This is a genomic window from Baekduia soli (assembly GCF_007970665.1).
In the GTDB taxonomy this organism is placed as follows: domain Bacteria; phylum Actinomycetota; class Thermoleophilia; order Solirubrobacterales; family Solirubrobacteraceae; genus Baekduia; species Baekduia soli.
The window spans coordinates 444767-468040 of record NZ_CP042430.1 but is presented as its reverse complement, the minus strand read 5'-3'; the positions used below and the strand labels follow the sequence as shown (position 1 = coordinate 468040).

19 protein-coding genes are annotated in these 23274 nt (G+C 74.2%); 8 read left to right on the top strand and 11 right to left on the bottom strand.

Going from position 1 to position 23274, the window contains the following annotated elements:
* Positions 1-129: 129 nt before the first annotated feature.
* Entirely contained in the window at positions 130-873 is a 744-nt protein-coding gene (locus FSW04_RS02040; RefSeq protein WP_146915724.1) for an SDR family oxidoreductase, read from the bottom strand.
* A 38-nt stretch (positions 874-911) separates the two neighbouring features.
* On the opposite strand from FSW04_RS02040, the gene FSW04_RS02035 reads away from it, so the two are divergent.
* Positions 912-1685 (top strand): class I SAM-dependent methyltransferase, encoded by a 774-nt coding sequence (locus FSW04_RS02035; protein ID WP_146915722.1) that lies wholly within the window; start codon positions 912-914, stop codon positions 1683-1685.
* Positions 1686-1701: 16 nt separating this feature from the next.
* Here the strand turns inward: FSW04_RS02035 and FSW04_RS02030 are convergent, their stop codons facing one another.
* The 6 genes from FSW04_RS02030 to FSW04_RS02010 all read right to left on the bottom strand — a co-directional run bounded on the left by FSW04_RS02030 (position 1702) and on the right by FSW04_RS02010 (position 8381).
* The gene (locus tag FSW04_RS02030) at positions 1702-3252 is read right to left on the bottom strand and encodes a DHA2 family efflux MFS transporter permease subunit (RefSeq protein ID WP_146915720.1); all 1551 of its coding nucleotides are present in this window, start codon (positions 3250-3252) and stop codon (positions 1702-1704) included.
* A gap of 95 nt (positions 3253-3347) precedes the next feature.
* Positions 3348-5303 carry a Na+/H+ antiporter NhaA gene (gene nhaA / locus FSW04_RS02025; RefSeq protein ID WP_228430803.1) on the bottom strand — a complete coding sequence of 652 codons (1956 nt, stop codon included), beginning with the start codon at positions 5301-5303 and terminating at the stop codon, positions 3348-3350.
* Between the two features lie 24 nt (positions 5304-5327).
* Positions 5328-5672: a hypothetical protein gene (locus FSW04_RS02020; RefSeq protein WP_146915718.1), complete on the bottom strand. Its 345-nt coding sequence runs from the start codon at positions 5670-5672 to the stop codon at positions 5328-5330.
* Positions 5673-5798: 126 nt separating this feature from the next.
* Positions 5799-7547: a CocE/NonD family hydrolase gene (locus FSW04_RS02015; RefSeq protein WP_187369163.1), complete on the bottom strand. Its 1749-nt coding sequence runs from the start codon at positions 7545-7547 to the stop codon at positions 5799-5801.
* 34 nt (positions 7548-7581) lie between these two features.
* On the bottom strand, positions 7582-7725 hold the full coding sequence (locus FSW04_RS25545) for a hypothetical protein (protein ID WP_187369162.1): 144 nt from the start codon (positions 7723-7725) through the stop codon (positions 7582-7584).
* Positions 7726-7781: 56 nt separating this feature from the next.
* Positions 7782-8381: a TetR/AcrR family transcriptional regulator gene (locus FSW04_RS02010; protein ID WP_146915716.1), complete on the bottom strand. Its 600-nt coding sequence runs from the start codon at positions 8379-8381 to the stop codon at positions 7782-7784.
* Positions 8382-8507: 126 nt separating this feature from the next.
* Here FSW04_RS02010 and FSW04_RS02005 point away from each other — a divergent pair, with 126 nt between their 5' ends.
* Together FSW04_RS02005 and FSW04_RS02000 are read left to right on the top strand one after the other, a co-directional pair.
* Complete coding sequence (locus tag FSW04_RS02005; protein ID WP_146915714.1) at positions 8508-10019, top strand: MFS transporter; 1512 nt, start codon at positions 8508-8510, stop codon at positions 10017-10019.
* Between the two features lie 275 nt (positions 10020-10294).
* A complete protein-coding gene (locus FSW04_RS02000; protein ID WP_228430801.1) occupies positions 10295-11524 on the top strand; it encodes a CaiB/BaiF CoA transferase family protein in 1230 nt (409 codons plus the stop codon).
* Here the strand turns inward: FSW04_RS02000 and FSW04_RS01995 are convergent.
* Together FSW04_RS01995 and FSW04_RS01990 are read right to left on the bottom strand one after the other, a co-directional pair.
* Positions 11502-11936 carry a Zn-ribbon domain-containing OB-fold protein gene (locus FSW04_RS01995; RefSeq protein WP_146915712.1) on the bottom strand — a complete coding sequence of 145 codons (435 nt, stop codon included), beginning with the start codon at positions 11934-11936 and terminating at the stop codon, positions 11502-11504. The two genes, FSW04_RS02000 and FSW04_RS01995, sit on opposite strands and share 23 nt — an antisense overlap.
* Positions 11933-13105 (bottom strand): thiolase domain-containing protein, encoded by a 1173-nt coding sequence (locus FSW04_RS01990; RefSeq protein ID WP_146915710.1) that lies wholly within the window; start codon positions 13103-13105, stop codon positions 11933-11935. Before FSW04_RS01990 ends, FSW04_RS01995 begins: the two co-directional genes overlap by 4 nt.
* Before the next feature lie 52 nt (positions 13106-13157).
* Here FSW04_RS01990 and FSW04_RS01985 point away from each other — a divergent pair, with 52 nt between their 5' ends.
* Genes FSW04_RS01985 through FSW04_RS01975 form a run of 3 tightly spaced genes read left to right on the top strand, consistent with a single transcriptional unit; the run spans position 13158 to position 16154 of the window.
* The gene (locus FSW04_RS01985; protein WP_146915708.1) at positions 13158-14363 is read left to right on the top strand and encodes a TetR/AcrR family transcriptional regulator; all 1206 of its coding nucleotides are present in this window, start codon (positions 13158-13160) and stop codon (positions 14361-14363) included.
* On the top strand, positions 14360-15109 hold the full coding sequence (locus FSW04_RS01980; RefSeq protein ID WP_146915706.1) for an SDR family oxidoreductase: 750 nt from the start codon (positions 14360-14362) through the stop codon (positions 15107-15109). The genes FSW04_RS01985 and FSW04_RS01980 overlap by 4 nt, the downstream gene beginning before the upstream one ends.
* A gap of 46 nt (positions 15110-15155) precedes the next feature.
* A complete protein-coding gene (locus tag FSW04_RS01975) occupies positions 15156-16154 on the top strand; it encodes a peptidyl-alpha-hydroxyglycine alpha-amidating lyase family protein (RefSeq protein ID WP_146915704.1) in 999 nt (332 codons plus the stop codon).
* Between the two features lie 9 nt (positions 16155-16163).
* Here FSW04_RS01975 and FSW04_RS01970 read toward each other — a convergent pair whose 3' ends face one another.
* Complete coding sequence (locus tag FSW04_RS01970) at positions 16164-17825, bottom strand: class I adenylate-forming enzyme family protein (RefSeq protein ID WP_228430799.1); 1662 nt, start codon at positions 17823-17825, stop codon at positions 16164-16166.
* 133 nt (positions 17826-17958) lie between these two features.
* Here FSW04_RS01970 and FSW04_RS01965 point away from each other — a divergent pair, with 133 nt between their 5' ends.
* Positions 17959-18996 (top strand): LLM class flavin-dependent oxidoreductase, encoded by a 1038-nt coding sequence (locus FSW04_RS01965; RefSeq protein ID WP_187369161.1) that lies wholly within the window; start codon positions 17959-17961, stop codon positions 18994-18996.
* Between the two features lie 45 nt (positions 18997-19041).
* Complete coding sequence (locus tag FSW04_RS01960; protein ID WP_146915698.1) at positions 19042-19362, top strand: hypothetical protein; 321 nt, start codon at positions 19042-19044, stop codon at positions 19360-19362.
* Between the two features lie 5 nt (positions 19363-19367).
* Here the strand turns inward: FSW04_RS01960 and FSW04_RS01955 are convergent, their stop codons facing one another.
* Positions 19368-23243, bottom strand: a complete 3876-nt coding sequence (locus tag FSW04_RS01955; RefSeq protein WP_146915696.1) for a hydantoinase B/oxoprolinase family protein — start codon at positions 23241-23243, stop codon at positions 19368-19370.
* Positions 23244-23274: the final 31 nt, after the last annotated feature.

The following is a 23274-nucleotide window of genomic DNA, read 5'->3' as shown; positions in this document are numbered from 1 at the left end:
GTGGAAGATGCCCGTGCCGAACAGCATCGCCCGGCTCGTGACGGTTCCCGGGCGCGGGGCCCTCGGCGACCGCGGCCCGCGCGACGCGCTCGGGGAGCTGTCGGCGACGCGGTGCGGCAGGCTGCCCGCTCACAGCACCTGGCCGCTGGGCCGGATGAGGATCTCGTTGAGCGACACGCCGGGCGGCCGCGAGACCGCGAACGCGATGACCTCGGCGACGTCCTGGGCGGAGATCGCGTTCTCGGCGTACATCTTCTCCGAGGCCTCCTTGGAGGCCGTGTGGGTGATGTGGTCGGTCAGCTCGGTGCGCACCGCGCCGGGCTCGATGACGATGACGCGCACGCCGGGCTGCAGCTCCTGGCGCATGGCCTCCGACCAGCCGTTGAGCCCCCACTTCGTCGCGTTGTAGACCGACGCGCCGGCGCGCGCGCGGCGCCCGGCCACCGACGAGATGTTCACGAGGTCGCCGCCCCCGTCGCGCAGCTGGTCCAGGAAGACCTCCGTGGCGGTCATCGCCCCGAGCAGGTTGGTCTCCACCATGCGCCGCGTCTCCTCGACCTGGTCGGAGGAGAACGGCGCCAGGAGCATCTGGCCCGCGTTGTTGACGAGGATGTCGGCCCCGCCCAGCTCGCCGGCGACGCGCTCGGCGGCCGCGAGCATCGTGTCGCGGTCGGTGACGTCGCCCGGCACGGCGATCGCCGTGGCGCCGCCCGCCGTCAGCTCCTGGGCCAGCGCCGCGACCCGGTCGGCGCGCCGGGCCAGCAGCGCGAGGCGATGCCCGTCGGCGGCCAGGGCGCGGGCGGTGGCCTCGCCGATGCCCGACGACGCTCCGGTGATGACCGCGACGCGGCCCCCTGCAGGTTCGGTGCTCATGCCCGGCATTGTCCCCGAGCGCGTGCGAAGCTGCGCCCATGTCCTTCGCCGTGCCCGCCGAGACCTACGACCGCTTCATGGGCCGCTACTCGCGCCGCGTCGCTCCGGCCTTCGCCCGCTTCGCCGGGATCGAGGCGGGGATGCGCGTGCTCGACGTGGGCTGCGGCCCCGGCGCGCTGACCGGCGTGCTGGCCGGGCTGGTGGGCGCCCCGCAGGTCGCGGCGGCCGACCCGTCGCCGGGCTTCGCCGCGGCCTGCGCGGCGCGCGTCCCCGGCGCCGACGTGCGGGAGACGCGCGCCGAGGCGCTGCCCTGGGCCGACGCGACGTTCGACGCGGCGCTGGCCCAGCTCGTCGTCGGCTTCATGGCCGACCCGGAGGCCGGCGTGCGCGAGATGGCCCGTGTCGTCGCTCCGGGGGCCACCGTCGCCGCCTGCACGTGGGACTCGGCGGGCGCGATGCGCATGCTCGACCTCTTCTGGGCCGCGGCGCTGGCGCTGGACCCGGCCGCGCCGGCCGAGGCCGGCCGGGTGCGCTTCGGCGCCCGGGACGAGCTGCACGAGCTCTGGTCGGGCGCGGGCCTGGCCGACGTGGAGGTACAGCCGCTGGACGTCTTGGCCGGGTACGAGGACTTCGACGACTTCTGGGAGCCGCTGACCGGCGGCGTCGGGCCCGCGGGCGAGTGGTGCGCCTCGCTGGCGCCCGACGCGCAGGTCGCGCTGCGCGAGGAGTGCCGCCGGCGCCTGGGCGACCCGCAGGGCCCGTTCGAGCTGCCGGCGCGGTCCTGGGCCGCACGCGGCCGGCGGCCCGCGTAGGGCTGCCGGCGCGGCGTCAGTGGGTGAGCACGAGCGCGGCGTCGGGCATCGCGCCGGCGCCGGGGTCGTCGGGATCGTCGACCGGCTCGGGCTTGTCGCGGGGCAGCAGGATCACCGCGACGACGAACGCGAGGACCACGAGCCCCAGCGCCCACCAGAACGTCGCGGCGAACGCGTCGGCCATCTTCGGGGCGACCGCCGCGCGCCGGTCGGCCGGCACGGCCGTACCGCCGATGCCCCCGCCGCCGCCGAGGCGGGCGGCCAGCTCGTGGGCGAGCAGGACGCTGAGCACCGCGGTGCCGACGGAGGCGCCGACCTGCTGGTTGATGTTCAGCGTCGTCGAGGCGCGGGCGATCGCCGCGCGGCGCAGCGTCTGCATCGCGCCGGAGAACGTCGGCATCATCGTGGCGCCCAGCCCGACGCCGAGCAGGAACAGCTCGGCGCCCAGCAGCCAGTAGGACGTGTCCTCCTGCAGCTGGGTCAGCCCGACGAACGACACGCCGACGAGGACCAGGCCGACCGGGACGATCCGCCCGATGCCCGTCGTGTCGGCCAGCCTGCCGGCCACGGGCATCGCGAGCATGGCGCCGACGCCCTGCGGCGCCAGCAGCAGGCCGGTGCTCAGCGCCGACTCTCCGCGGACCGCCTGGAGGTAGAGCGGCAGCAGCAGCATGCCGCCGAACACGGCGATGATGACCAGGATCAGCGTGATCGACGCGGCCGAGAACGTGCGGTTGGCGAACAGCCGCAGGTCGATCAGCGCGGCGTCGGCGTCGCGCAGCGCGTGGCGCACGAAGAGCGCGAGCATCACCACGCCGGCGACCATCGGCGCCCACGCCTTGGCGGCGCCGAAGCCGCCGGAGGAGCTCGACTCGGCCAGCCCGTAGATCAGCAGCGCCAGCCCCGGGGACAGCAGCCCGAGGCCCAGCCAGTCCAGGCGGTGCTCGGGGGTCGGGACGTCGCGCTCGAGCACGCGCAGCGACAGGACGAGCGCGGCGATGCCGATCGGCACGTTGATGAAGAAGATCCAGCGCCAGCTGAACGCGTCGACGAGCCAGCCGCCGAGGATCGGGCCGCAGATCGGCCCGAGCATCATCGGCACGCCGATGATCGCCATGACCCGCCCCACGCGGTGAGGGCCGGCGGCGCGGGTGAGGATCGTCATGCCGGCGGGCATGAGCATGCCGCCGCCCAGGCCCTGCAGCACGCGGAAGACGATGAGGGCGTTCGCGCTCCAGGCCAGGCCCGACAGGACCGAGCCGATGACGAACAGCGAGATCGACATGAGGTACAGCCGCTTCGTGCCGAAGCGGTCCGCCGCCCAACCGGTGAGCGGGATCACCGTGGCGAGCGCGAGCGTGTAGCCGGTCGCGACCCACTGGATCGTCGCCAGCGACGTGTCGAACTCGCGAGCCAGCGTGTTGATGGCGACGTTGACGACCGTCGTGTCCAGGATGGACATGACGGCGCCGAGCACGACGACCGACGCGATGAGCATGAGCGCACGGTCGAGGCCGGCGTCGGCGCCCGCGTCCGTGGGCGTGGGCGAGGGAAGGGAGGTGGCCATGGGGTCCTACGGTCGACGGTGGGGAGGCCGCCAACGGTATCGGCGGACCCGCCCACGGTCAGGCCCCGTCGTCCGCGCGGGCCCATCGGTCGCGCTCAGCGCGAGGGCGGCACCGGCCGCAGCGCGCCGGCGGCGGCCTTGATCTCGCGCGTCAGCGTGTCGACGTCGTAGACGCCCTGGTGGCGGCGGCCGTTGACGAAGAACGTCGGCGTCCCCGAAACGCCGCTGGCGTCGGCGCCCGCCACGTCCTCGGCCACGCGCGGCGCGGTGCGCCGGCGGCCGAGATCGTCGGAGAAGCGCTCGAGGTCGAGCTCCAGCGCGGCCGCGTGGCGGTACAGGTCGCTGACCGCCAGGTCGTCCTGGTGGGCGAGCAGGCGGTCGTGCATCTCCCAGAACGCGCCCTGGCGCGCCGCGGCCTCGGCCGCCTCGGCGGCCAGCTGGGCGTTGGGGTGGACGTCGGTGAGCGGCAGGTGGCGCCACACGTAGCGCAGCTCGGCGCCGAAGGCCTCCAGCAGCCGGGCGATGACGGGCTCGGCGGCCGCGCAGTACGGGCACTCGAAGTCGCCGTACTCGATGAGCGTGACGGGCGCGTCGACCGGGCCGCGGATGTGGTCGCGGCCGGGGTCGACGTCGTCGGCGAGATCGACGATCTGCCCGGCGACGGCCCCGAGCTGGCGCGCGCGCAGCTCGTCGGGCAGGTGGCGCACGATCGCGAAGGCGACCCACGACACGGCGGGCGAGGCCAGGGCGGTGACCAGCACGCCGATCTTGGCCTCGTCGAGCGTGGGCCCGGTGAAGGCCAGCGACGCCACCAGCAGCGACACGGTGAAGCCGATGCCGGCCGCGGCGGCGCCGCCGACCAGGACGGGCCAGGTCACGGTCGGGCGCTGGCCGCCCATCGCCCGGCGGGTGGCGATCCAGGCGGCGCCCGTGATGCCCAGCGGCTTGCCGACGACGTAGGCGGCGACGATCCCGATCGTCACGCGCGAAGCGGCCGCGCCCGACAGCAGGTCGCCGTCGAAGTGCACGCCGGCGTTGGCCAGCGCGAACAGCGGGACGATGACCTGGCTCGTCCACGGCAGCAGCCGGTACTGGAGGCGCTCGTTGAGCGAGATGGCCGAGGTGAGGCTGGCCCGCGCCTGGTAGGCCAGCTCCGGGGTCGGCTGCTCGCGGAACGAGCGGGCCCGCTCCGTGCTGCGCTCCAGGTCGTCGCGCGACGGCGGGTAGGCCGTGCTCACCAGGCCGACGAGCAGCCCCGTGATGACCGGGTCGATGCCGGACTCGAACAGGGCCAGCCACATGCCCACGCCCGCCGCCGCGGCCGCCGGGCCGCGCCACGAGCCCGCGTAGCGCAGTGCCAGCAGCACGGCGAAGAAGCCCACGGCGACGGCCAGGGCGACGGGGTCGATGGCGTCGGAGTAGGCGATGGCGATGACCGCCAGCGCGACGAGGTCGTCGATGACCACGACCGTGAGCAGGAACACCCGCAGGCGGATGGCGCGCCCGTGGGTCAGCAGCGCGAGCGCCCCGAGCGCCAGCGCGGTGTCGGTCGACACCGCCGCGCCCCAGCCCGCCGCGCCGTCGCCGCCCGCGTTGATCGCCAGGTACACCGCGGCCGCCGCGACCATGCCGCCCAGGCCCGCCATGACCGGGACGGTCAGCCGCCGGCGCTCGCGCAGCTCACCGAGGTCGAGCTCGCGCTTGGCCTCCAGGCCGACCACGAGGAAGAAGAGCGTCATGAGCCCCTCGTTGACCCACCCGCGCAGGTCCGTGGCGATGGCGTGGTCGCCCAGCGAGATCGCCAGTCGCATCCCCCACACCGAGGCGTAGGAGTCGCTCCACGGCGAGTTGGCCCACAGCAGCGCCACCAGCGTGGCGCCGACGAGGACGATCGCGCCGCCGGTCTCGGCGTGCAGGAAGCGCCGGATGGGCGCGGCGAGGTTGCGCGCCCAGGCGGTGCGCCCGCCGTCGGCGCCGGAGGGGATGGGTGGGTCGGCCGCGGCGCTCAGTGGCCGGCAGCCTACGCCGTGGCGGGCCGTGCGGCCAGCCACGGCAGGCGCCACGCGCGGCGCGGTCTACGAGGCGGCCGGGGCGGCGGCCCCGTCCTCGACGTAGTGCAGCACCGTGGCGCCGACGCTGATGTCCAGCGAGGCCGAGCCGCCGGCGATCCGGACGGCGGAGCCGTCGTCGCTCATCGTGGCCTGCCAGCCGTGCAGGTCGACGTCGCGGATCGCGGCCTCGAGCACCTGGGCCAGCCGCGTCTCGCGCGAGGGATCGGGGGTGGCGCGGTCGAGCACGAGCTCGAGCGCGGCCCCCAGCTCCTCGGGGGTGCGGGTGCGCAGGAAGCGGAGGTTCTCGTCGACGGCGACGGCGACCGGCGCCAGGGCCAGGTCCTTGAGTTCCTTGGGAGTGCGAGCCATGGCCCGATTGTGCGTGGCGCCCGGCCGCCCACCATCCGTAGAGCCCCGCAGACGGGCGCCGGAGGTCCCGCCGACAGGATCCACCGCCCGTCACCGCCGCGCGCCCGCCGGCCGCCGGGACGGCGGTCAGGAGCGGTCGATGATCGGCAGCACCACGTGCGACGGGTGCTCGTGGTCGTGGAAGACGCGGTTGACGGCCTCCACGAGCGCCTCGGGACCCTCGGTCGCGATGGTCCCGCCCGTGTTCGTGTTGCGGTCGAAGCGCGGGAAGTTGCTGCTCGACACGTCCAGGCGGATCCGGTGGCCGGCCTTGAACACGTTGGCCGTCGCCCACAGGTCGATCCGCAGCTCGTAGACCTCGCCGGGCTCCAGCGGCCGCGGCTCGCTCATCGACTCGCGGTAGCGCGCGCGCAGGATGCCGTCGGTCAGCAGCTCGGCGCGCCCGTCGGGCGCGACGTCGACGAGCTTGCCGGTGAAGTCCGTGTCGCGCGCCGAGGACGACGCGTGGAGCACGAGCTCGATCGGCCCGGTGACCTCGACGTCGTGCTCCAGCGGCGGCGTGACGAACGTGAGGACGTCGGCCCGGCCGTCGATGAGCCGCTGGTCGCGCGGGCCGGCGTTGGCGGCGACGAACAGGCCCGGCAGGAACGTCGCGCCGCCGGTGGTGGGGACCGGGTCGCGCGGGTCGTAGAGGTAGGTGTCGTGTGGCTCGGCGCCGGGCGCCTCGGTCGACAGCGTCCCGTCGCCCGAGGCCGTGTTGGCGTGGCCGCCGCTGTGGAGATAGTACGGCGTGAAGGCCGTGTCGGGCAGCGGCCAGTCCTGCTCGTCGCGCCACTCGTCGATGCCCATGACGAACAGGCGCACCGGCGGCTCGTCGTCGAGTCCGTTGTCCATGTCCTTGAGATGGCGGTCGAACCAGCGCACGTGCAGCGCGGTCGGGTCGATGGCGAGGTAGTTGGAGGCGAAGCCGTAGCTGCGCCCGGCATACCAGCCGAAGGAGTCGCCGTGGGCCCAGGGCCCGATGACCAGGTGCGGCCGCCGCGCGGCCTCGGTGGCGCCCTGCTCCTTCATCCCCAGGTAGTTGGCGATCGTGCCGCCGAGGAAGAGGTCGTACCAGCCGCCGATGTTCAGCGCGGGGACCGTGACCTGCGCGTGGCGCTCCTTGGGGGCGATCGCGCGCCAGTAGTCGTCGTAGGCGGGGTGGTCGAGCCACGCGCGGTAGTACGGCGCCAGCTCGTCCAGCACGGGCATGTCGGTCAGCGGCAGCCGCTCGTACAGCGCGTCGTTGTCGTCGACGGCCTGGACGAGCGCGCCGAGTTCGGCCATAGCGTCCTGGCCGGCGCCGAGCCGCCGGACCACCTCGCCCACCGCCAGGAACCCCAGCGTCCAGTGCAGGTTGAAGCCCAGCTCGAACGCCCCGCCCTGGTAGGTCCAGCCCTCGTGGTAGTCGGCCGCCGTGACGAACGGCACCATCGCCTTCAGCGCCTCGGGCACCTCGCCCGCCGCGCGCCACTGCGTCGCGCCGAAGTAGGAGCCGCCCGCCATGCCGACCACGCCCGAGCACCACGGCTGGGCCGCGACCCAGGCGATCGTGTCGGCGCCGTCGGGGCCCTCGTCGAAGAACGGGTCGAAGTCGCCCTCCGACAGGAAGCGGCCGCGGACGTCCTGCACGACGCACACGTAGCCGGCCTGGACGGCGCGCATGACCTCGAAGCTGTAGTTGCGCAGCGCCGCGCCCTCCTTGTCGTAGGGCGTGCGCTGGAGGATCGCCGGCAGCGGCTCGGAGCCGCCGGGGCGGTAGACGTCGGTGGCCAGCGCGACGCCGTCGCGCATGGCCACCATGATGTTCTTCTCGACGACGATCTCGCTCGGCATGGGTGGCGCTCCTGGGTTGACGGGCGGTGGCGGGCTACCAGCTCGACGGACGACCGGCCTCGCCGCCGGGCTGCGGGGCCTGCTCGAGCGCGCCCGGCGACGCGGGCGCGGCCTCCCCGAGGCCGACGACGACGAGGATGCCCAGGAGTCGGCGGCCCAGTCGCCGGTCGGCGGTCATCGTGCCACCCAACCAGAGCCGCCCGTCGGCGGCAAGCGCGGGCGGCGGCCCGGGTGTCAGCCGGCCGGCGGCCGGTAGCGCAGGCCGTCGAGCACGAGGTCGAGGCTGCGGTCGATCGTCGCGGGGTCGGCGCCCTGCATGGCCGCGATGCCGCCGAGCAGCGGCGCGAGGTCGGCGAACGCCACGTCGTCGCGGACCTCGCCGGCGGCCCGCGCCCGCTCCAGCAGCGCGTCGCCCGCCCCGAACACCGCGCCGCGGCAGGAGCGGAAGACCTCGGAGTCGCGGTCGATGTAGGTCAGCAGCGCGCTGCCGATGGCCCGCTTGGTGGTGACGTAGTCGACGAACTGGCGCGTCCAGCGCCGCAGGGCGTCCCACGGCTCGTGGTCGGCGAGGGCGTCCGCCGCGCGGGCGATCGCCTCGACCTCGTCGACGTAGACGGCCTCGAGCAGGTGCTGGCGCGTCGGGAAGTTGCGGTACAGCGTGCCCGGCCCGACGCCGGCCCGCTTGGCGATGTCGTCGAGCCTGGCACCCTCGCCGTCCTGCGCGAAGGCCTCGCGCGCCGCGGCGACGAGCTTGTCGTAGTTGCGGGCCGCGTCCGCGCGCTTCGGGCGCTGGGAGAGGCCGGTGAGGCGGCTGTCGGCGTCGGTCGCGGGCATCGTCGTGGCAAAGCGGAGGTGATCTCCGCTACAGTGTGACATGTAAGCGGAGAGCATCTCCGCATTCTCTTCTGGAGAACGTCTCCAGTTTAGCGCTCCTGCCCCACCCGAAGGGACGCCCTCCCCATGCCCGCCACGTTCACCCGGCCCGCCGCCGCCCGCCGCCTGTCCGGCACCCGCCTCCGCCTCCGGCGCGCGGGCGCCCCGCGGCGCCCCTCCCATCCCCAGATCGTCCTGGGGATCATCCTCACCTGCCAGCTCATGCTGATCCTCGACGTGTCGATCATCATCACGTCGCTGCCCCGCATCCACCGTGCCCTGGGCTTCTCGCCCACCGGCCTGTCGTGGGTCCAGAACGCCTACGCCCTGACCTTCGGCGGCCTGCTCCTGCTCGGCGCCCGCGCCGGCGACATCCTCGGGCGCCGGCGCATGTTCGTCGCCGGGCTGACCGTGTTCACCGCCGCCTCCCTGGCCGGCGGGCTGGCCCAGTCGCCCGGCTGGCTGCTCGGCGCGCGCGCCGTGCAGGGGCTCGGCGCGGCCGTCGCGGCCCCGTCGACGCTCGCGCTGCTGTCCATCACGTTCCGCGAGGGCCGCGAGCGGACGCGGGCCGTCGCGTCCTACAGCGCGGTCTCGGCCGCGGGCGGCAGCATCGGCCTCGTCGTCGGCGGCATGCTCACGAGCTGGGCCAGCTGGCGCTGGGGGCTGTTCATCAACGTGCCGATCGGCATCGTCCTCGTCACCCTCGCGCCGCGGTTCCTGCCCGAGAGCGAGCGCCACGACGGCCGCTTCGACCTCACCGGCGCGATCACCTCGACGCTCGGCATGACCGCGATCGTCTACGGCTTCGTCCGCGCCGCCTCCGACGGCTGGGGCGACCTCGGCACGGTGGCGTCCTTCGCCGCGGGCGTCCTGCTGCTGGCCGCCTTCGTGCTGACCGAGCGACGCGCCGAGCAGCCGATCACGCCCCTGCGGATGTTCGCCAGCCGTGAGCGCTCCGGGGCCTACGTGGGCCGCCTGCTGCTCGTGGCCGGCAACTTCTCGTCCTTCTTCTTCCTGACCCAGTACTTCCAGGGCGTGCGCGGCTTCAGCGCCGTGCAGACGGGCATCGCGTTCCTGCCGATGACCCTCGCGATGTTCGCCTCGGTGCGGATCGTCCCGCGCCTGACCGCGCGGTTCGGCACCGCCCCGCTGCTCATCGGCGGCCTGACCGTCGCACTGGCCGGGATGCTCTGGCTCACGCGGATCACGGAGGACTCCTCCTATGTCCCCGGCGTGGCCGTCGCCATGGTCGTCTTCGGCGCCGGGACGGGCATCGCCATGGCCCCGCTGACGTCGGTCGGGATGGCCGGCGTCCCCGCCCGCGACGCGGGGGCCGGCTCCGGGCTGCTCAACGCCGCCCAGCAGGTCGGCGCGGCGCTGGGCCTCGGGATCCTCGTGACCGTGTTCGCGTCGTCGAGCCGCTCGGCCGCGCAGCACGCGGGCGCCACGCCCCGCAGCGAGCTGGCCCATGCGGTCGCCTCCACGCTCGTGGGCTCGGCCGGGTTCCTGGTCGCCGCCCTGGCGGTGGCCGTGGTCATCATGTGGCCCCGCATGGCCGCCGCGCGGGCGACCGCGGCCGCCGCCGAGCGCGCGTCCTGACGGACGCGCGTCTGCGCCGGGTGGGCCCCCCGGCTGATCGGGCCGGGTTGGATTCGAACCAACGCCTCTGCGGCCCCGTGGGCCGACCCGACTGAGATCGGCGACCCCGGCGCGATCGGGCGCCGGGGTGCGGTCGCCACCGTACTCCGGCGCACCGGGCGCTGTGAACTCCCCGAGGGGCTAGGCCTCGGGAAGGTGTGGGGACCACCCTCGCACGACGTGCGAGTGGGCTCGCGGGCTGAGGCCCCCGGCCGCCGCTGGTAGGTTCGGGGCCCGTGACGTCCATCCCGCCCGCCGGCCCGCTGGAGGGCATCACCGTCGTCGACCTCACGACGACGTTCATGGGGCCCTACACGACCCAGATGATGGCGGCGATGGGGGCCGACGTCGTCAAGGTCGAGGCGCCCGGCGGCGACATCATCCGTCACATCGGCGACGGCCGGCACCCCGGGATGGGCCCGATCTTCCTGGCCGCCAACCACGGCAAGCGCAGCATCGCGCTGGACCTCAAGGACCCCGGCGCGCGCGACGTCGTGCTGGCGCTCGTCACCCGCGCCGACGTGTTCGTCACCAACATGCGCCCCGCCGCGCTGGGCCGGCTCGGCCTGACCCACGACGCGCTGCGCGAGGACCACCCCCGCCTGGTGCACTGCACGCTGCCGGGCTTCGGCAGCGCCGGTCCCTACCGCGACCACGCGGCCTACGACGACGTCATCCAGGCCATCAGCGGCACGGCGGCCGTCCAGGGCGGCGACGGCGAGCCGGCCTACATCAAGTCCTCGATCGCCGACAAGATCGTCGGGCTGGTGGCCCTCGGCGCGATCAACGCCGCGCTCGTGCAGCAGGCGACGACCGGGCGGGGCCAGGCGGTCGAGGTGCCGATGTTCGAGGCCATGGCCGCCTTCACGCTGCTCGAGCTCCAGGGCGGCCACGTCTTCGACCCTCCGCGCGGGCCCACGGGCTACGCGCGGGTGGCCTCGCCCAACCGCCGCCCGTACCGCACACAGGACGGCCACATCGCGGTGATGATCTACACCGACAAGCAGTGGCTGGCCTTCTTCGACCTCATCGGCCGGCCCGAGCTGGGCGACGACCCGCGCTTCCGCACCATCCGGGAGCGCACGGAGAACATCGACGAGCTCTACGGGCTGCTGGCGGAGGCCCTGCCGTCGCGCACGAGCACGGCGTGGCTCGAGGACTTTCAGCGGCTCGGCGTCGCCGCGGTCCCCGTGCTCGGGATCGACGAGCTCCTCGCCGACCCCCACCTCGAGGCCGTGGGCCTCATGCAGGAGATCGAGCACCCCACCGAGGGCCGGCTGCGCCTGGCGCGGATGGCCCCCTCGTTCTCGGCCACCGAGCCCGTGCCGCTGCGCCCGGCGCCGCGCCTGGGGGAGCACAGCCTCGAGGTGCTCGGCGAGCTCGGCCTGGCCCCCGACGCGATCGACGCCCTCGTGGCGCGCGGCGCGGTCGTGGTCCCGGAGCTCAGCCGGCCGCCGCGGGCGTGAAGCGCAGGATCGCCGGGTCGCCCGCGGCGGCCGCCTCGAAGACCGCGTGCACGGGCAGGTCCACCGTGATCTCCTCCGGGGCGCAGCCCACGATGTTCGCCGCCACCGTGAGCCCCTCGGCCAGCGTGACGTAGGCCAGGACGTAGGGCACCGCCTGCGCCCACGCCCCACCCGCGCGGCGCACGACGCTGAAGCTGTAGACGACCCCCTCGCCCGACGCCGGCCGCCAGCTCAGGTCGGTCGCGCCGCAGCGCGGGCAGGCGCCCCGCGGGTACCAGAACAGCCGATCACATCGCGGGCAGAGCGGGAGGACCAGCTCGCCACGCGCGGCGGCGTCCCAGTACGGCTGGGTCTCGGGGTCCAGCCGCGGCGGGGGCGTGGGCAGGGAGGCCGGGCGCACCCCGGGGCTCATGCCGCGCGCTCCAGGACGAGCACCGAGCTGTAGTGACGCGAGGACAGGCGGACGCCCGATCCGAAGACCAGCGCCAGCTCGCACCCGGGGACCTGGACCTCGAGCTGCGTCTCGCCCCGCAGCTGGCGCACCGCCTCGATGACCTTGGTCATGCCGCCCCGGTTGCCGGGGTGGTTGCTCGAGAGCCCGCCGCCGTCGGTGTTGACCGGCAGCCGCCCACCGCGGCTGCGCAGGCCCCCGTCCTGCACGAAGGGCCCGCCCCGGCCCTTGGCGCAGAAGCCGAGGTCCTCCAGCGCGATGAGCACGGTGATCGTGAACGAGTCGTAGATCGAGGCGTATTGGATGTCGGAGGGCCGCACGCCCGCCTCCGCGTAGGCCAGCTCGCCGGCCCGGCGGCCGGCCGTGTAGGTCAGGTCGACGTCGCCGAAGTTGGGGTCCTTGTGCGCCTCGCCGTGGCCGCGCAGCATCACGCCCGTGCGCTCCAGGCCGCGCGCGACGTCGGGGTGCACGACCACGAGCGCACCGCCGCCGTCGGAGACGATGCAGCAGTCCAGGCGATGCAGCGGGTCGGCGACCAGGGGCGAGGCTAGGACGTCGTCGACGGTGACCGGCGTGCGCAGCATCGCGTCGGGGTTGTGCTGGGCGTGCTCGGAGCTCGCGACCTTGACCCAGGCCAGGTGCTCGGAGGTCGTGCCGAACTCGTGCATGTGTCGGCGTGCGGTCAGCGCGTAGTCGGCGACCGGCCCGTGGCCGCCCCAGTAGCCGTTGACCTCGAAGGCCGCCGACGGCCCGGGCACCAGCTCGCGCCCGGCGATCGAGGTCCCCTCCGCCCGGGGCAGCCCGGCCAGGACGATGAGCGCCACCCGGCACTTCCCCGCGGCGATGGCCGCCGCGGCATGGCCGACGTAGGCGACGTAGGTGGCGCCGCCCATGTCGCCCGACTCGGTGTAGGTGCACCGCAGGCCGAGGTACTCGAGCATGTCCACCGGGCCCATGCCCGGGCTGTTGGCGTCGCAGAAGAAGCCGTCGACGTCGGCGATCTCCAGCCCGGCGTCGGCCAGCGCCCCATGGGCCACCTCGCGCTGCAGGCGCGGGATGGTGTGGCCCGGCAGGTCGCGGCCCGGGTGCTCGTAGGCGCCGACGATCACGGCACCCGGCTGGTGGCTCATATAGCCTGACCCTAACCATGGTTCACTTGGTCGACAAGCGCGCGGGCCGCGCGTGAGCGCGCCGGTCGCGGGCGCCCCGCCCCGGCGCGGGACGCGGCCGAAGAACCGCCGGGCGCTCATCGTCGACGCCGCCGCCGACCTCTTCTACGAGCGCGGCTACGCCGGCGTCTCGATGAACGACGTGGCCGGCGCGGTCAACGTCCGCGCCTCGAGCCTGTACCGCCACTTCTCGGGCAAGCAGGAGCTCCTGCGGGCCGTGATCGCCGCCGAGCTGGAGCCCTTCGGCGCCGTGGTCTCCGAGGCCGCCACGCTGCAGGACGCGATCCCCGGCCTGGCGGCCGCCGCCGCGGGCCGGCCGCGCCTGGGCGTGCTCTGGCAGCGCGAGTCGCGCGCGCTGGAGGGCGACGAGGTGGCCCCGCTGGCCCGGGAGGTCCACCGGGTGACCGCAGGGCTGACCGCGCTGCTGACCGCGCAGCGCCCCGGCCTGACGGCCGGCGACGCCTCCCTGCTGGCCTGGTGCGCCGTCTCCGTGCTGCGCAGCGTCCCCAAGGGCGGCGCTCGGCCGGGTCGCGCCGACCACGAGGACCTGCTGTCGCAGACCCTCACCCGGCTCCTGGCGCTCCCCGTGCGCCGCGCGCCGCAGCCGGCGCCCGCGCCGTGGGATGCGACGACGACGTACGCGCCGCAGTCCACGCGCGAGCCGCTCCTCGCGATCGCGGTGCCGCTCATGGCGGCCTCGGGCTATGCCGGCACCAGCCTGGAGGAGATCGCCGCCCGGGCCGGGATGGCCGGGCCGAGCATCTACCCCTACTTCGACTCCAAGCAGGACCTCCTCTTCGCCGCGCTGGGCCGTGCGGCCGACGCCGTGCTGCTCGACCTGTACCGGTCGCTCGGACGGGCGCAGGGCCCGGAGGACGCCCTGCGGCGCCTGACGACGTGCTACCTGACGCTCGCCGGGACCCACAGCGCCCTGATCGACCTGCTCATCACCGACGTCCACCATCTCGACGACCCCCAGAGGTCCTACGTGCTGCACACCCAGGAGAGCGTCCGCGCCGAGTGGGCCCACGTGCTCGCCGTCGCGCGGCCGGGGCTGCGGCCGGTCATGGCCCGGGCGGTCGTCCGCGCGGCGCAGGCGATCGCCGACGACCTGGCTCGGTCGCCCGGGCTGCGCCGCATGCCCGGCGCGTTCGCCACCGTCGTCGACCTGCTGCTCGAGGTCCAGGCGGCGCCGGCGCCCGCGGGGGCCGGGGCATGAGCCTCCGGCTGGACGGGCGCGTCGCGCTGGTCACCGGCGCGGGGGCGGGCATCGGCGCCGCCGTCGCGCGGCGCCTGGCGCAGGAGGGCGCGGCGGTCGCGGTCGTCGACCGCGACGAGGACGCCGCGGCACGCGTCGCGGCGGAGGTCACGGCGGCGGGGGGGCGGGCGGCGGCCGTGGGCGCCGACGTGTCCGACCGCGCGCAGGTCGCGGCGGCCGTGGCGGTGGCCGCGGGGCTGGGCGACGCGGTCCACATCGTCGTCAACAACGCGGGCATCATCCGGCCGGCGATGTTCCCCAAGCTGGACGAGGAGAGGTTCGCCGCGGTCCTCGACGTGCACCTGATGGGCACCTACCGCGTCGCGCAGGAGGCGCTGGCCCACCTGCCCGACGACGGCCGCGGGCGCATCATCAACTCCACCTCGGCCGCCGGGCTGGTCGGGACGATCGGCCAGGCCAACTACGCCGCGGCCAAGGCCGGCATCGTCGGGCTGACCAAGTCGCTGGCCAGGGAGCTGGCGCGGCGCGCGATCACCGCCAACGTCGTCGCCCCGCTGGCGGCGACCGCGATGACCGAGACGATCCGCACCGACCCGCGCTTCGCGGAGAAGCAGCTGGCCAAGGTCCCCCTGGGCCGGTGGGCCGAGCCCGACGAGATCGCCGGGGCCTTCGCGTTCCTCGCCTCCGACGACGCCTCCTACATCACCGGCCAGGTGCTCTGCGTCGACGGCGGCCTGGTGATGTGAGCCGGCCTGGCGGCGGCCCCGCGGCCCGCGTCGGCATACTCGCCCCATGAGCTCTGGGGGGTACGTGGCGATCGAGGGCTGGGAGCAGCTGCCCGGCGGATGGGCGCATCCCGACGTCCCGGGCGTGGCCGTCGACGCCGAGGACCGGGTGTACGTGTTCGCCCGCGGCGAGCACCCCGTGATCGTCTACGAGCGCGACGGCACGTTCGCCGGCTCCTGGGGCGAGGGGGTCTTCGACAACCCGCACGCGATCCGCATCGACCACGAGGGCTTCGTCTGGTGCGTCGACAACGGCGACCACACCGTGCGCAAGTTCACCGGCGCGGGCGAGCTCGTGCTGACCCTCGGCGAGCCCGGGCGCGCCTCGGAGACCGGGGCGCGCACGAGCGGTGCGGACTACGGGGAGTTCCACTACCGCCAGGTCGCGCACGGATCGGCGCCGTTCCACGGCCCGACCGACGTGTGCGTGCTCACCGACGGCAGCGTGTTCGTCGCCGACGGGTACGGCAACGCGCGGGTGCATCGCTTCTCGGCCGACGGGACGCTGGAGGCCTCCTGGGGCGAGCCCGGCCGCGGCCCCGGCCAGTTCCACATCCCGCACGGCCTCGCCGCCTCGCCCGACGAGCGCCGCCTGTTCGTCGCCGATCGCGAGAACGATCGCATCCAGGTCTTCGACCTCGACGGCGGGCTGCTCGACCAGTGGGCCGGCGTGTCGCGCCCCGACGGCCTGGCGCTGTCCCCCGACGGCCTGCTCTGCGTGACCGAGCTCGGCGGCCGCGCCGGGCGCTGGCCGGACATGGACCCCGTCACGGACGCCACGCCGCACTCCGTCTGCACGCTGCTGGACGCCGGGACGGGCGCAGTCGTCGAGCGCTTCGGCACCGACGAGCCGTGCGCGCCCGGGTCCTTCTGGGCGGCTCACGGCGTCGCCTTCGACAGCGCCGGCGACCTCTACGTCGGCGAGGTCACATGGTCGGCGGGTGCCAGGAACGGCGACGTGCCCGCCGACTGCCACACGCTGCAGAAGCTCACGCGCGGCGTCTGACCCGCCCGCTCACCCCTCCGCGTACAGCCCCGCGTGGGTCGCGCGGAGCTGGTACTTGAGGACCTTGCTGCCCACGGTGACCGGCAGCGCCTCGACGACGACCACGCGCTTGGGCGTCTCGAAGCCGCCGAGGCGCTCACGGGCGAACGCGATGAGCTCGTCGGGGTCGGGCACCGCGCCGTCGGCGGCGATCACGAACGCGGTCACCGCCTCGCCCCACTGGGGATGGGGCAGGCCGACGACGGCCGCCTTGACGACGTGGGGGTGCTGGACGAGCACGGACTCCACGCGCATGCTCGACACGTTCTCCCCGCCGGACTTGACGATGTCCTTGGAGCGGTCGACCATGACCCGCAGGCCGTCGGCGTCGTACTCGCAGAGGTCGCCGGAGTGGAACCAGCCGCCGCGGAAGGCCTCGTGCGTGGCCTCCACGTCCTGGTAGTAGCCGGCGGTCATGACCGGTGAGCGGTAGACGACCTCACCGGGGACGCCGGGGCGGTCGCGCAGCGACGCGCCGTCCTCGTCGACGACGTCGCTGGCCAGGATGGGCGACGGCACGCCGACGTAGTTGCGCTCCGGCGCGTGGCGGTGGAACGTCTCCGGCCACTGCCCCGGCCAGAAGCGGAAGCAGGCCATGGCCTCGGTCTGGCCGAGGATCTCGAACGTCACGAGGTCCGGGCCGCAGAGGCGCTCCAGCGCCGCGATGAGCCCGGGCGGCGCGCTCGTCCAGCCGTAGAGCGCAGTCGTCACGCTGCTGAAGTCATAGGACATGGGCTCGCGCGCCACCGCTGCGACGATGTCGGTGAGCATCGCCGGGGCGCCGCCCCACAGGCACGTCGCGCGCTCGCGGGTCACCGCCCGGGCGACGTTGGCCGCGTCCAGCCCGCGGCCCATGATGAGCGTGCCGCCGGCGAAGAACGCGGGCAGGCCGACGATCTGGTGGGCGCTGTGGAAGACCAGGGGCAGGAAGCCGCAGAGCTTGAGGTCGCACTCGAAGGCCAGCCGGCGCGTGAGCGACAGCGCGAACGACGCGCCCGTCATGTGGCTGTAGGCGTGCGAGATCATCGCGCCCTTGGGCAGCGCGGTCGTCCCCGAGGTGAAGACGATCTCCCAGATGTCGTCGGCGTGGATCTCGACGTCGGGCTCCGTCGCCGGCCGGCCCTGGACGAACGCGCCGAACCCGGTGCTGCCGGGCACCGGCGGCCCGCCGATCTCGATGGTGACGTCCGGGGTCATGCCCTGGGCGCCGAAGGCCCCGGCGGCCCGCGGCCACAGCTCCGCGTCGACGATCGTGAACGCGGGCTCGGTCCGGGCGAGGAGGTGCCCGATGACGTCGGGGGCCAGCATGGTGTTCAGGGGCACGACCGTCATCCCCGCCTTGGCCACCCCGAACTTGAAGACGTAGGCCTCGGTCGTGTTGTCGCAGAACATGATGACGCGGTCGCCCCGCTGCAGGCCGCGCTCGAGCAGGCCGTGGGCGACGCGGTTGGCCAGCTCGTCGGCCTGGCGGTAGGTGAGCCGCTGGTTCTCGGGGTGGGCGAACGCGCCCTCCCAGGCCACGATGGCCTCCTTGTCGGGGTAGCTCCACGTGACGCGTTCGAACAGGTCGCCGACGCTCATGCGCTCCCAGCGCTGCGTCGCCCGCCGCCCGTACAGGCTCGTCACGTCCATGCGCCAACCTAGCCCGGGGCCGCCACGGCCGTCCATGGCGCATGTGCCAGTCGGTCATTCGGGGAAGCCCCCTGATCCGGCCCGATCCGGGGGGGAGGGTGGGTCAGGGTGCGCGATCCACGAGACTGCCGGCATGCACATCGGATACGGGATGCTGACCTGCCAGCGCTATCCCGGCGACCCACGGACGGATCACGACCTCTACCGCCAGGCCCTGGAGCTCGCCCAGGACACCGACCGGCTCGGGTTCGACTCGGTCTGGGTGGCCGAGCACCACTTCCTCGACGACAGCCACATGTCCTCGCTGCTGCCGGTGTGCGCCGCGATCGCCGCCCGCACCGAGCGCGTCCTCGTCGGCACCGGGGTCGTGCTCGCGCCGCTGATCGACCCGTTCCGGCTCGCCGAGGACGCCGCCACGGTCGACCTCATCGCCTCCGGGCGGCTGCTGCTCGGCCTGGGGCTGGGCTGGCGCGAGGAGGAGTTCGAGGTCCTCGGCGTCCCGATCGCCGAGCGCGTCGCGCGGCTGCGCCGCTGCGTCGAGATCCTCCGCGGCGCCTGGTCCGACGGGCTCGTCGAGGGCGTGTCGGTGACGCCCAAGCCGTTCCGGCCCGGCGGCCCGCCGATCTGGATCGGCGCCGGCGCCGAGCCGGCCGTGCGCCGCGCGGGCCGCATCGCCGACGGCTTCTTCGGCGCCAACGTCACGCCGGCCGAGTTCGGCGAGCGCGTCAAGTGGGCGCGCGACGCCCGCGAGCAGGCCGGCCTGGACCCCGAGTCGATGACGGCCGCGCTGCACCTGCCCACGTTCGCCTGGCCGGACGAGGACCGCTGGGAGATCATCCGCGACAGCGTCTGGTACCTGCACTGGAAGTACGAGGACATGCTCGCCCGCGGCCGCCGGCCCCCGGCGCCGCCCGCGCCCCCGATGCCCGCGACGCTGGAGGACGGGCTGCGCGACTCGGTGGTGCTCGGCGCCCCCGAGCAGGTGGCCGAGCGGCTGCTGGCCTACCGCGACGCGGCCGGCCCCAACTTCCACTTCGTCGGCCGGTTCTGGATGCCCGGCGTCGAGCACGCCGTCATGCGCGAGTCGGCGGCGATCTTCGCCGAGCAGGTCATCCCGCACCTGCTCGACGGCGCGCCGAAGGTTCCCCAGACGCCGCGGCGATCGGCGTAGCATCGGCCGGGCGGGAGCACCGTCCCACGTACGAAGGAGGACCCGGTGTTCACCACCATCCGCCAGTACCACTGCCGGCCCGAGGACGTCGAGGAGGTCGCGCGCGCCGCGGACCGCCACTTCGCCGGCCCGCTCTCGGAGATGGACGGCTTCATCGCCTACCAGCTGATCGACTGCGGCTCGGGGCACCTGTTCACGACGACGGTCTTCAGCGACCGCGAGGCGTCCCTTCGGTCCAACGACCTGGCCGCGGACTTCATCCGCGACCAGCTCGGCCACGCGAAGATCGACCGGACCTCGACCACCACCGGGAGGGTCCTGGTCCATCGCGCCACGTCCGACGCGATGGAGCTCGTGCACGCATAGCGCCGTCAGGCGCGGGCCGTCGCGTCCTGCGCGGCGGCCGCGCGCCGCCGCGCGGTCGCGTCGTCGTCGACGGTCATCGTCGCGGCGTCGATGACCACGCCGTAGTCGCGCGCGGCCAGCTCGAGGGTCGTGAAGCCGTCCAGCACGTCGGACAGCACCCGCGCGGGGTCGCGCGTCAGCGGGTCCCCGTAGCCGCCCGAGCTGGGCGTGGTGATCTCCAGCGTGTCACCGGCCTTGAGCGTGTAGCCGGTGATCTTGGCCGGCCAGGCCTCCTCGCCGGGCTGCCCGGCGTTGCGCACCAGGGAGGCGTTGTGGCCCTCGTGGCCCCCGAAGATGCCCCACGGCGGATCGGACTCCTGGCGCTCGCCCTCGCAGCTGACGACGGTGTCGACGAGGAACCGGTTGACGCGCACGACGCCGATGCCGCCCCGCCAGCGGCCCGCGGCGGCCGGGTCGTCGCGCAGCTCGTAGCGCTCCGTGCGCATCGGGAAGCGCCACTCGAGCTCCTCGATCGGGTTGTTGCGCGTGTTGGCGATGAGCGAGTCGACCGAGTCCAGGCCGTCACGGTGATGGCGGCCGCCGTAGGACCCCTCGTTGACCTCGAGGTAGACCCAGTACTCCTGCTCGGCCTCCAGGAAGCCGGAGTAGGACAGGAAGTGCAGGTGCGCCGAGTTGCCGGCCGTCACGCGCTCGGGCGCGACGTCGGCCAGCGCCCGCAGGGCGAGGTCGACCGCCCGCTGGACCTGGCAGAAGCGCGCGAAGCACGCGCGCGGGAAGCGGGGGTTGAAGATCGAGCCCTCCGGCGCGATGACGCCGACGGGGCGCAGCATCCCCTCGTTCTGGGGCACGAAGACGGGGTGGGCCTCCTCGTCGAGGAACACCATCCGCGCGATGAACGTCATCGCCGAGATCGTCGTGCCCTCGAACGGGCAGTTGAAGCCCGTCATGACCTCGTCGGAGGAGCCCGTGAGGTCGAAGGTGATCTCGTCGCCGGCGACGATGACCTTGATGTTGACGGGGAGCTTGACGCCGCGGTTGCGCCCGTCGTCGTCCAGCCAGCCCGTCCCGGTCTCGTAGGTGCCGTCGGGCAGCTTGGCGATCTCCTGGCGCAGCATGCGCTCGGAGTACTGCAGCCATGCGGCCGCGGCGTCGAGCACGGTGTCCGCGCCGTAGCGGCCGACGAGATCCACGAAGCGGGTGCGCGCGAGCTCGCACGCGGCGATCATCGCCTCCAGGTCGCCCTGGTTCTGCGTCGGCGTGCGCATGTTGGCCAGCAGGTGGCGCCACATGCCCTCCTGCCGCACGCCGCGGTCCGACAGCTTGACGGCCTGGAAGACGCTGCCCTCCGACCAGCGGTCGACGAGGTCGATCGCGATGCCCGGATAGGCGCCGCCGATGTCGAGCAGGTGGGCCGACGCGCCCGAGAACCCGACGAGCTCGCCGCCGGAGAAGATCGGCACGACGATCGCGAGGTCGGGGGAGTGCGTCGCCCCGCCGTAGGGGTCGTTGTGGACGACGATGTCGCCCTCGTGGATGTCGTCGCCCAGCAGCGCGATGACGTTCTTGACGATCTTCGGCATCGCGCCCATGAACATCGGCGTGGAGTCCGACTCGGCCAGGACGTTGCCCTCGCGGTCGAACAGGCCCGCGCCGAGGTCCTCGGACTCGCGGATGATCGAGGAGTAGGACATGCGGAACAGGACGCCCGCCATCTCCTTGGCGATCGAGGTCAGCGCGCCGCCGATCACGCGCATGAGGATCGGCGTCGAGAGCGCGGTGGAGGGCTCGGCGGCCGCCGCCCGCTCCAGGGCGGGAACCGTGATCACGATGGTGCCGTGGCGGTCGATCTCGGCGTCGAAGCCGGGCGGGACGACCGTCGTGGAGTCGTACTGCTCCACGACCGCCGGGCCCTGCAGCCGGTCGCCGGCGCGCAGCGCGGCGCGGTCGTAGAACGGGGTCGGCAGGTGGGCCGGCACGCCGTCGACGTCGAAGACGACCTCGCGCTCCAGGGTCCGGGCGGCCGACGGGTCGCCGTCGCCGGCCTCGATGTCGGGCCAGACGAGCTCGTCGATGCGGCCGATGCCGAGCGCGCGGATGTTGATGAGCTCGATCGGGCCGTCGAAGCGGTGGCCGTACTCGGTCTCGTGCGCGGCGTGGAAGCGCTCCTCGAGCTCCTGCACCCAGGCCGCGTCGATGGAGCCCGCCGGCGCCTCGCAGCGCACCTCGTAGCCCTGGCCGGCGTATCGGCACTCCGCCAGGCGGCGGATGAGCCGGCGCTCCTCGGGCACGCCGTCGTCGCCGAGCTGCTCGACGGCCTGGGCCTCGACCTCGGCGAAGCGCCGCGCGAGGCGCTCGAGGTCGACGGTGGCCAGCGTGTGGCGCTCCGTCGCGACGAACTCGTGCTGCAGGTCGGTGGTCAGCAGCCCGGTCGCCGACGTGATGCCGGGGTGCGGGGGCACGAGCACGGTGGGGATGTCGAGCTCGCGCGCGATCTCGCAGGCGAACAGCGCGCCCGCTCCACCGGCGGCGACCAGGGCGAAGTCGCGCGGGTCGTAGCCGCGGCGCACCGAGTTGAGCTCGATGGCCTGCGTCATCCCGAAGCGCTGGACCTGCAGCGCGCCGAGGGCCGCCTCCTCGACGGTCATGCCCAGGCTGTCGGCCAGCTCGGCGAACGCCGCGCGCGCCAGCTCGACGTCGAGCTGCATGTCGCCGCCGAGCAGCCCGCGGTCGGGCCGCAGCCGGCCGAGCAGCAGCTGGGCGTCGGTCGTCGTCGGCAGGCTGCCGCCGCGGCCGTAGCAGGCCGGCCCGGGGTCGGCGCCCGCCGACTGCGGGCCGACGCGGAACACCCCGCCGTCGTCGACGTAGGCGATGGACCCGCCGCCCGCGCCGATCGTGTCGATGTCGACCATGGGCACCATGGCCTGGTAGTCGCCGACCTTCGTGTCCAGCAGGTGGCGCATGCGCACCGCGCCGCCGGCCGCCACGCCGATGTCGGCCGAGGTGCCGCCGATGTCCAGCGTCACGACGTTCTCGTGGCCGGCCATCCGGCCGACCCAGATCCCGCCCATCAGGCCGGCGACCACGCCGGACATGAGCATGGTCACGGGGCGCTGGGCGGCGCTCTCGACGGTGGTCAGCCCGCCGGAGGACTGCATGAGGCGGACGCCGTGGCGGTAGCCCTCCGCGCGCAGCGCGTCGTCGAAGCGGGTGACGTAGCGCGCGACCTTCGGACCGACGTAGGCGTTGAGGCACACGGTCGAGAAGCGCTCGAACTCGCGGTACAGCGGCAGGACCTCGTGGGAGACCGACAGGTAGGCGCCGGGATGCTCCTCCAGGACGATGTCCTTGATCCGCCGCTCGTGCTCGGGGTTGAGGTAGGAGTGCAGCAGGCACACGGCGATGGCGTCGACGCCGGCGTCACGCAGCTCGCGCACCCGGGCGCGGACCTCGTCGTCGTCCAGGGGCGTCAGGACCTCGCCGTCGGGGGCGGTGATGCGCTCGGCCACGGTGAGGCGGTGGCGGCGCCGGACCAGCGGACGCGACTGCCACGGCAGCTCCTGCTGCAGCGAGAAGTTGTAGGGGCGCTTGTGGCGCGCGATGTGGAGGATGTCGCGGAAGCCCTCGGTGGTGATCATCCCCACCTCGGCCCCGGTGTTGGTGAGCACGATGTTCGTCGCGACCGTCGTGCCGTGCAGGAAGCTGTCGACGTCGGCCAGCGCCACGCCGGCCTTCGCGCAGATCTGGCGCACGCCCTCGACGACGGCCCTCGACGGGTCGTCGGGCGTCGAGGCGACCTTGTCGACGGTGATCCGCCCGGCCTCCTCGTCCACCAGGACCAGGTCCGTGAACGTCCCCCCGACGTCGACCCCAAGTCTCCGCACGTGCCGACTCCCGTCTCCGACTGCTGGCTGG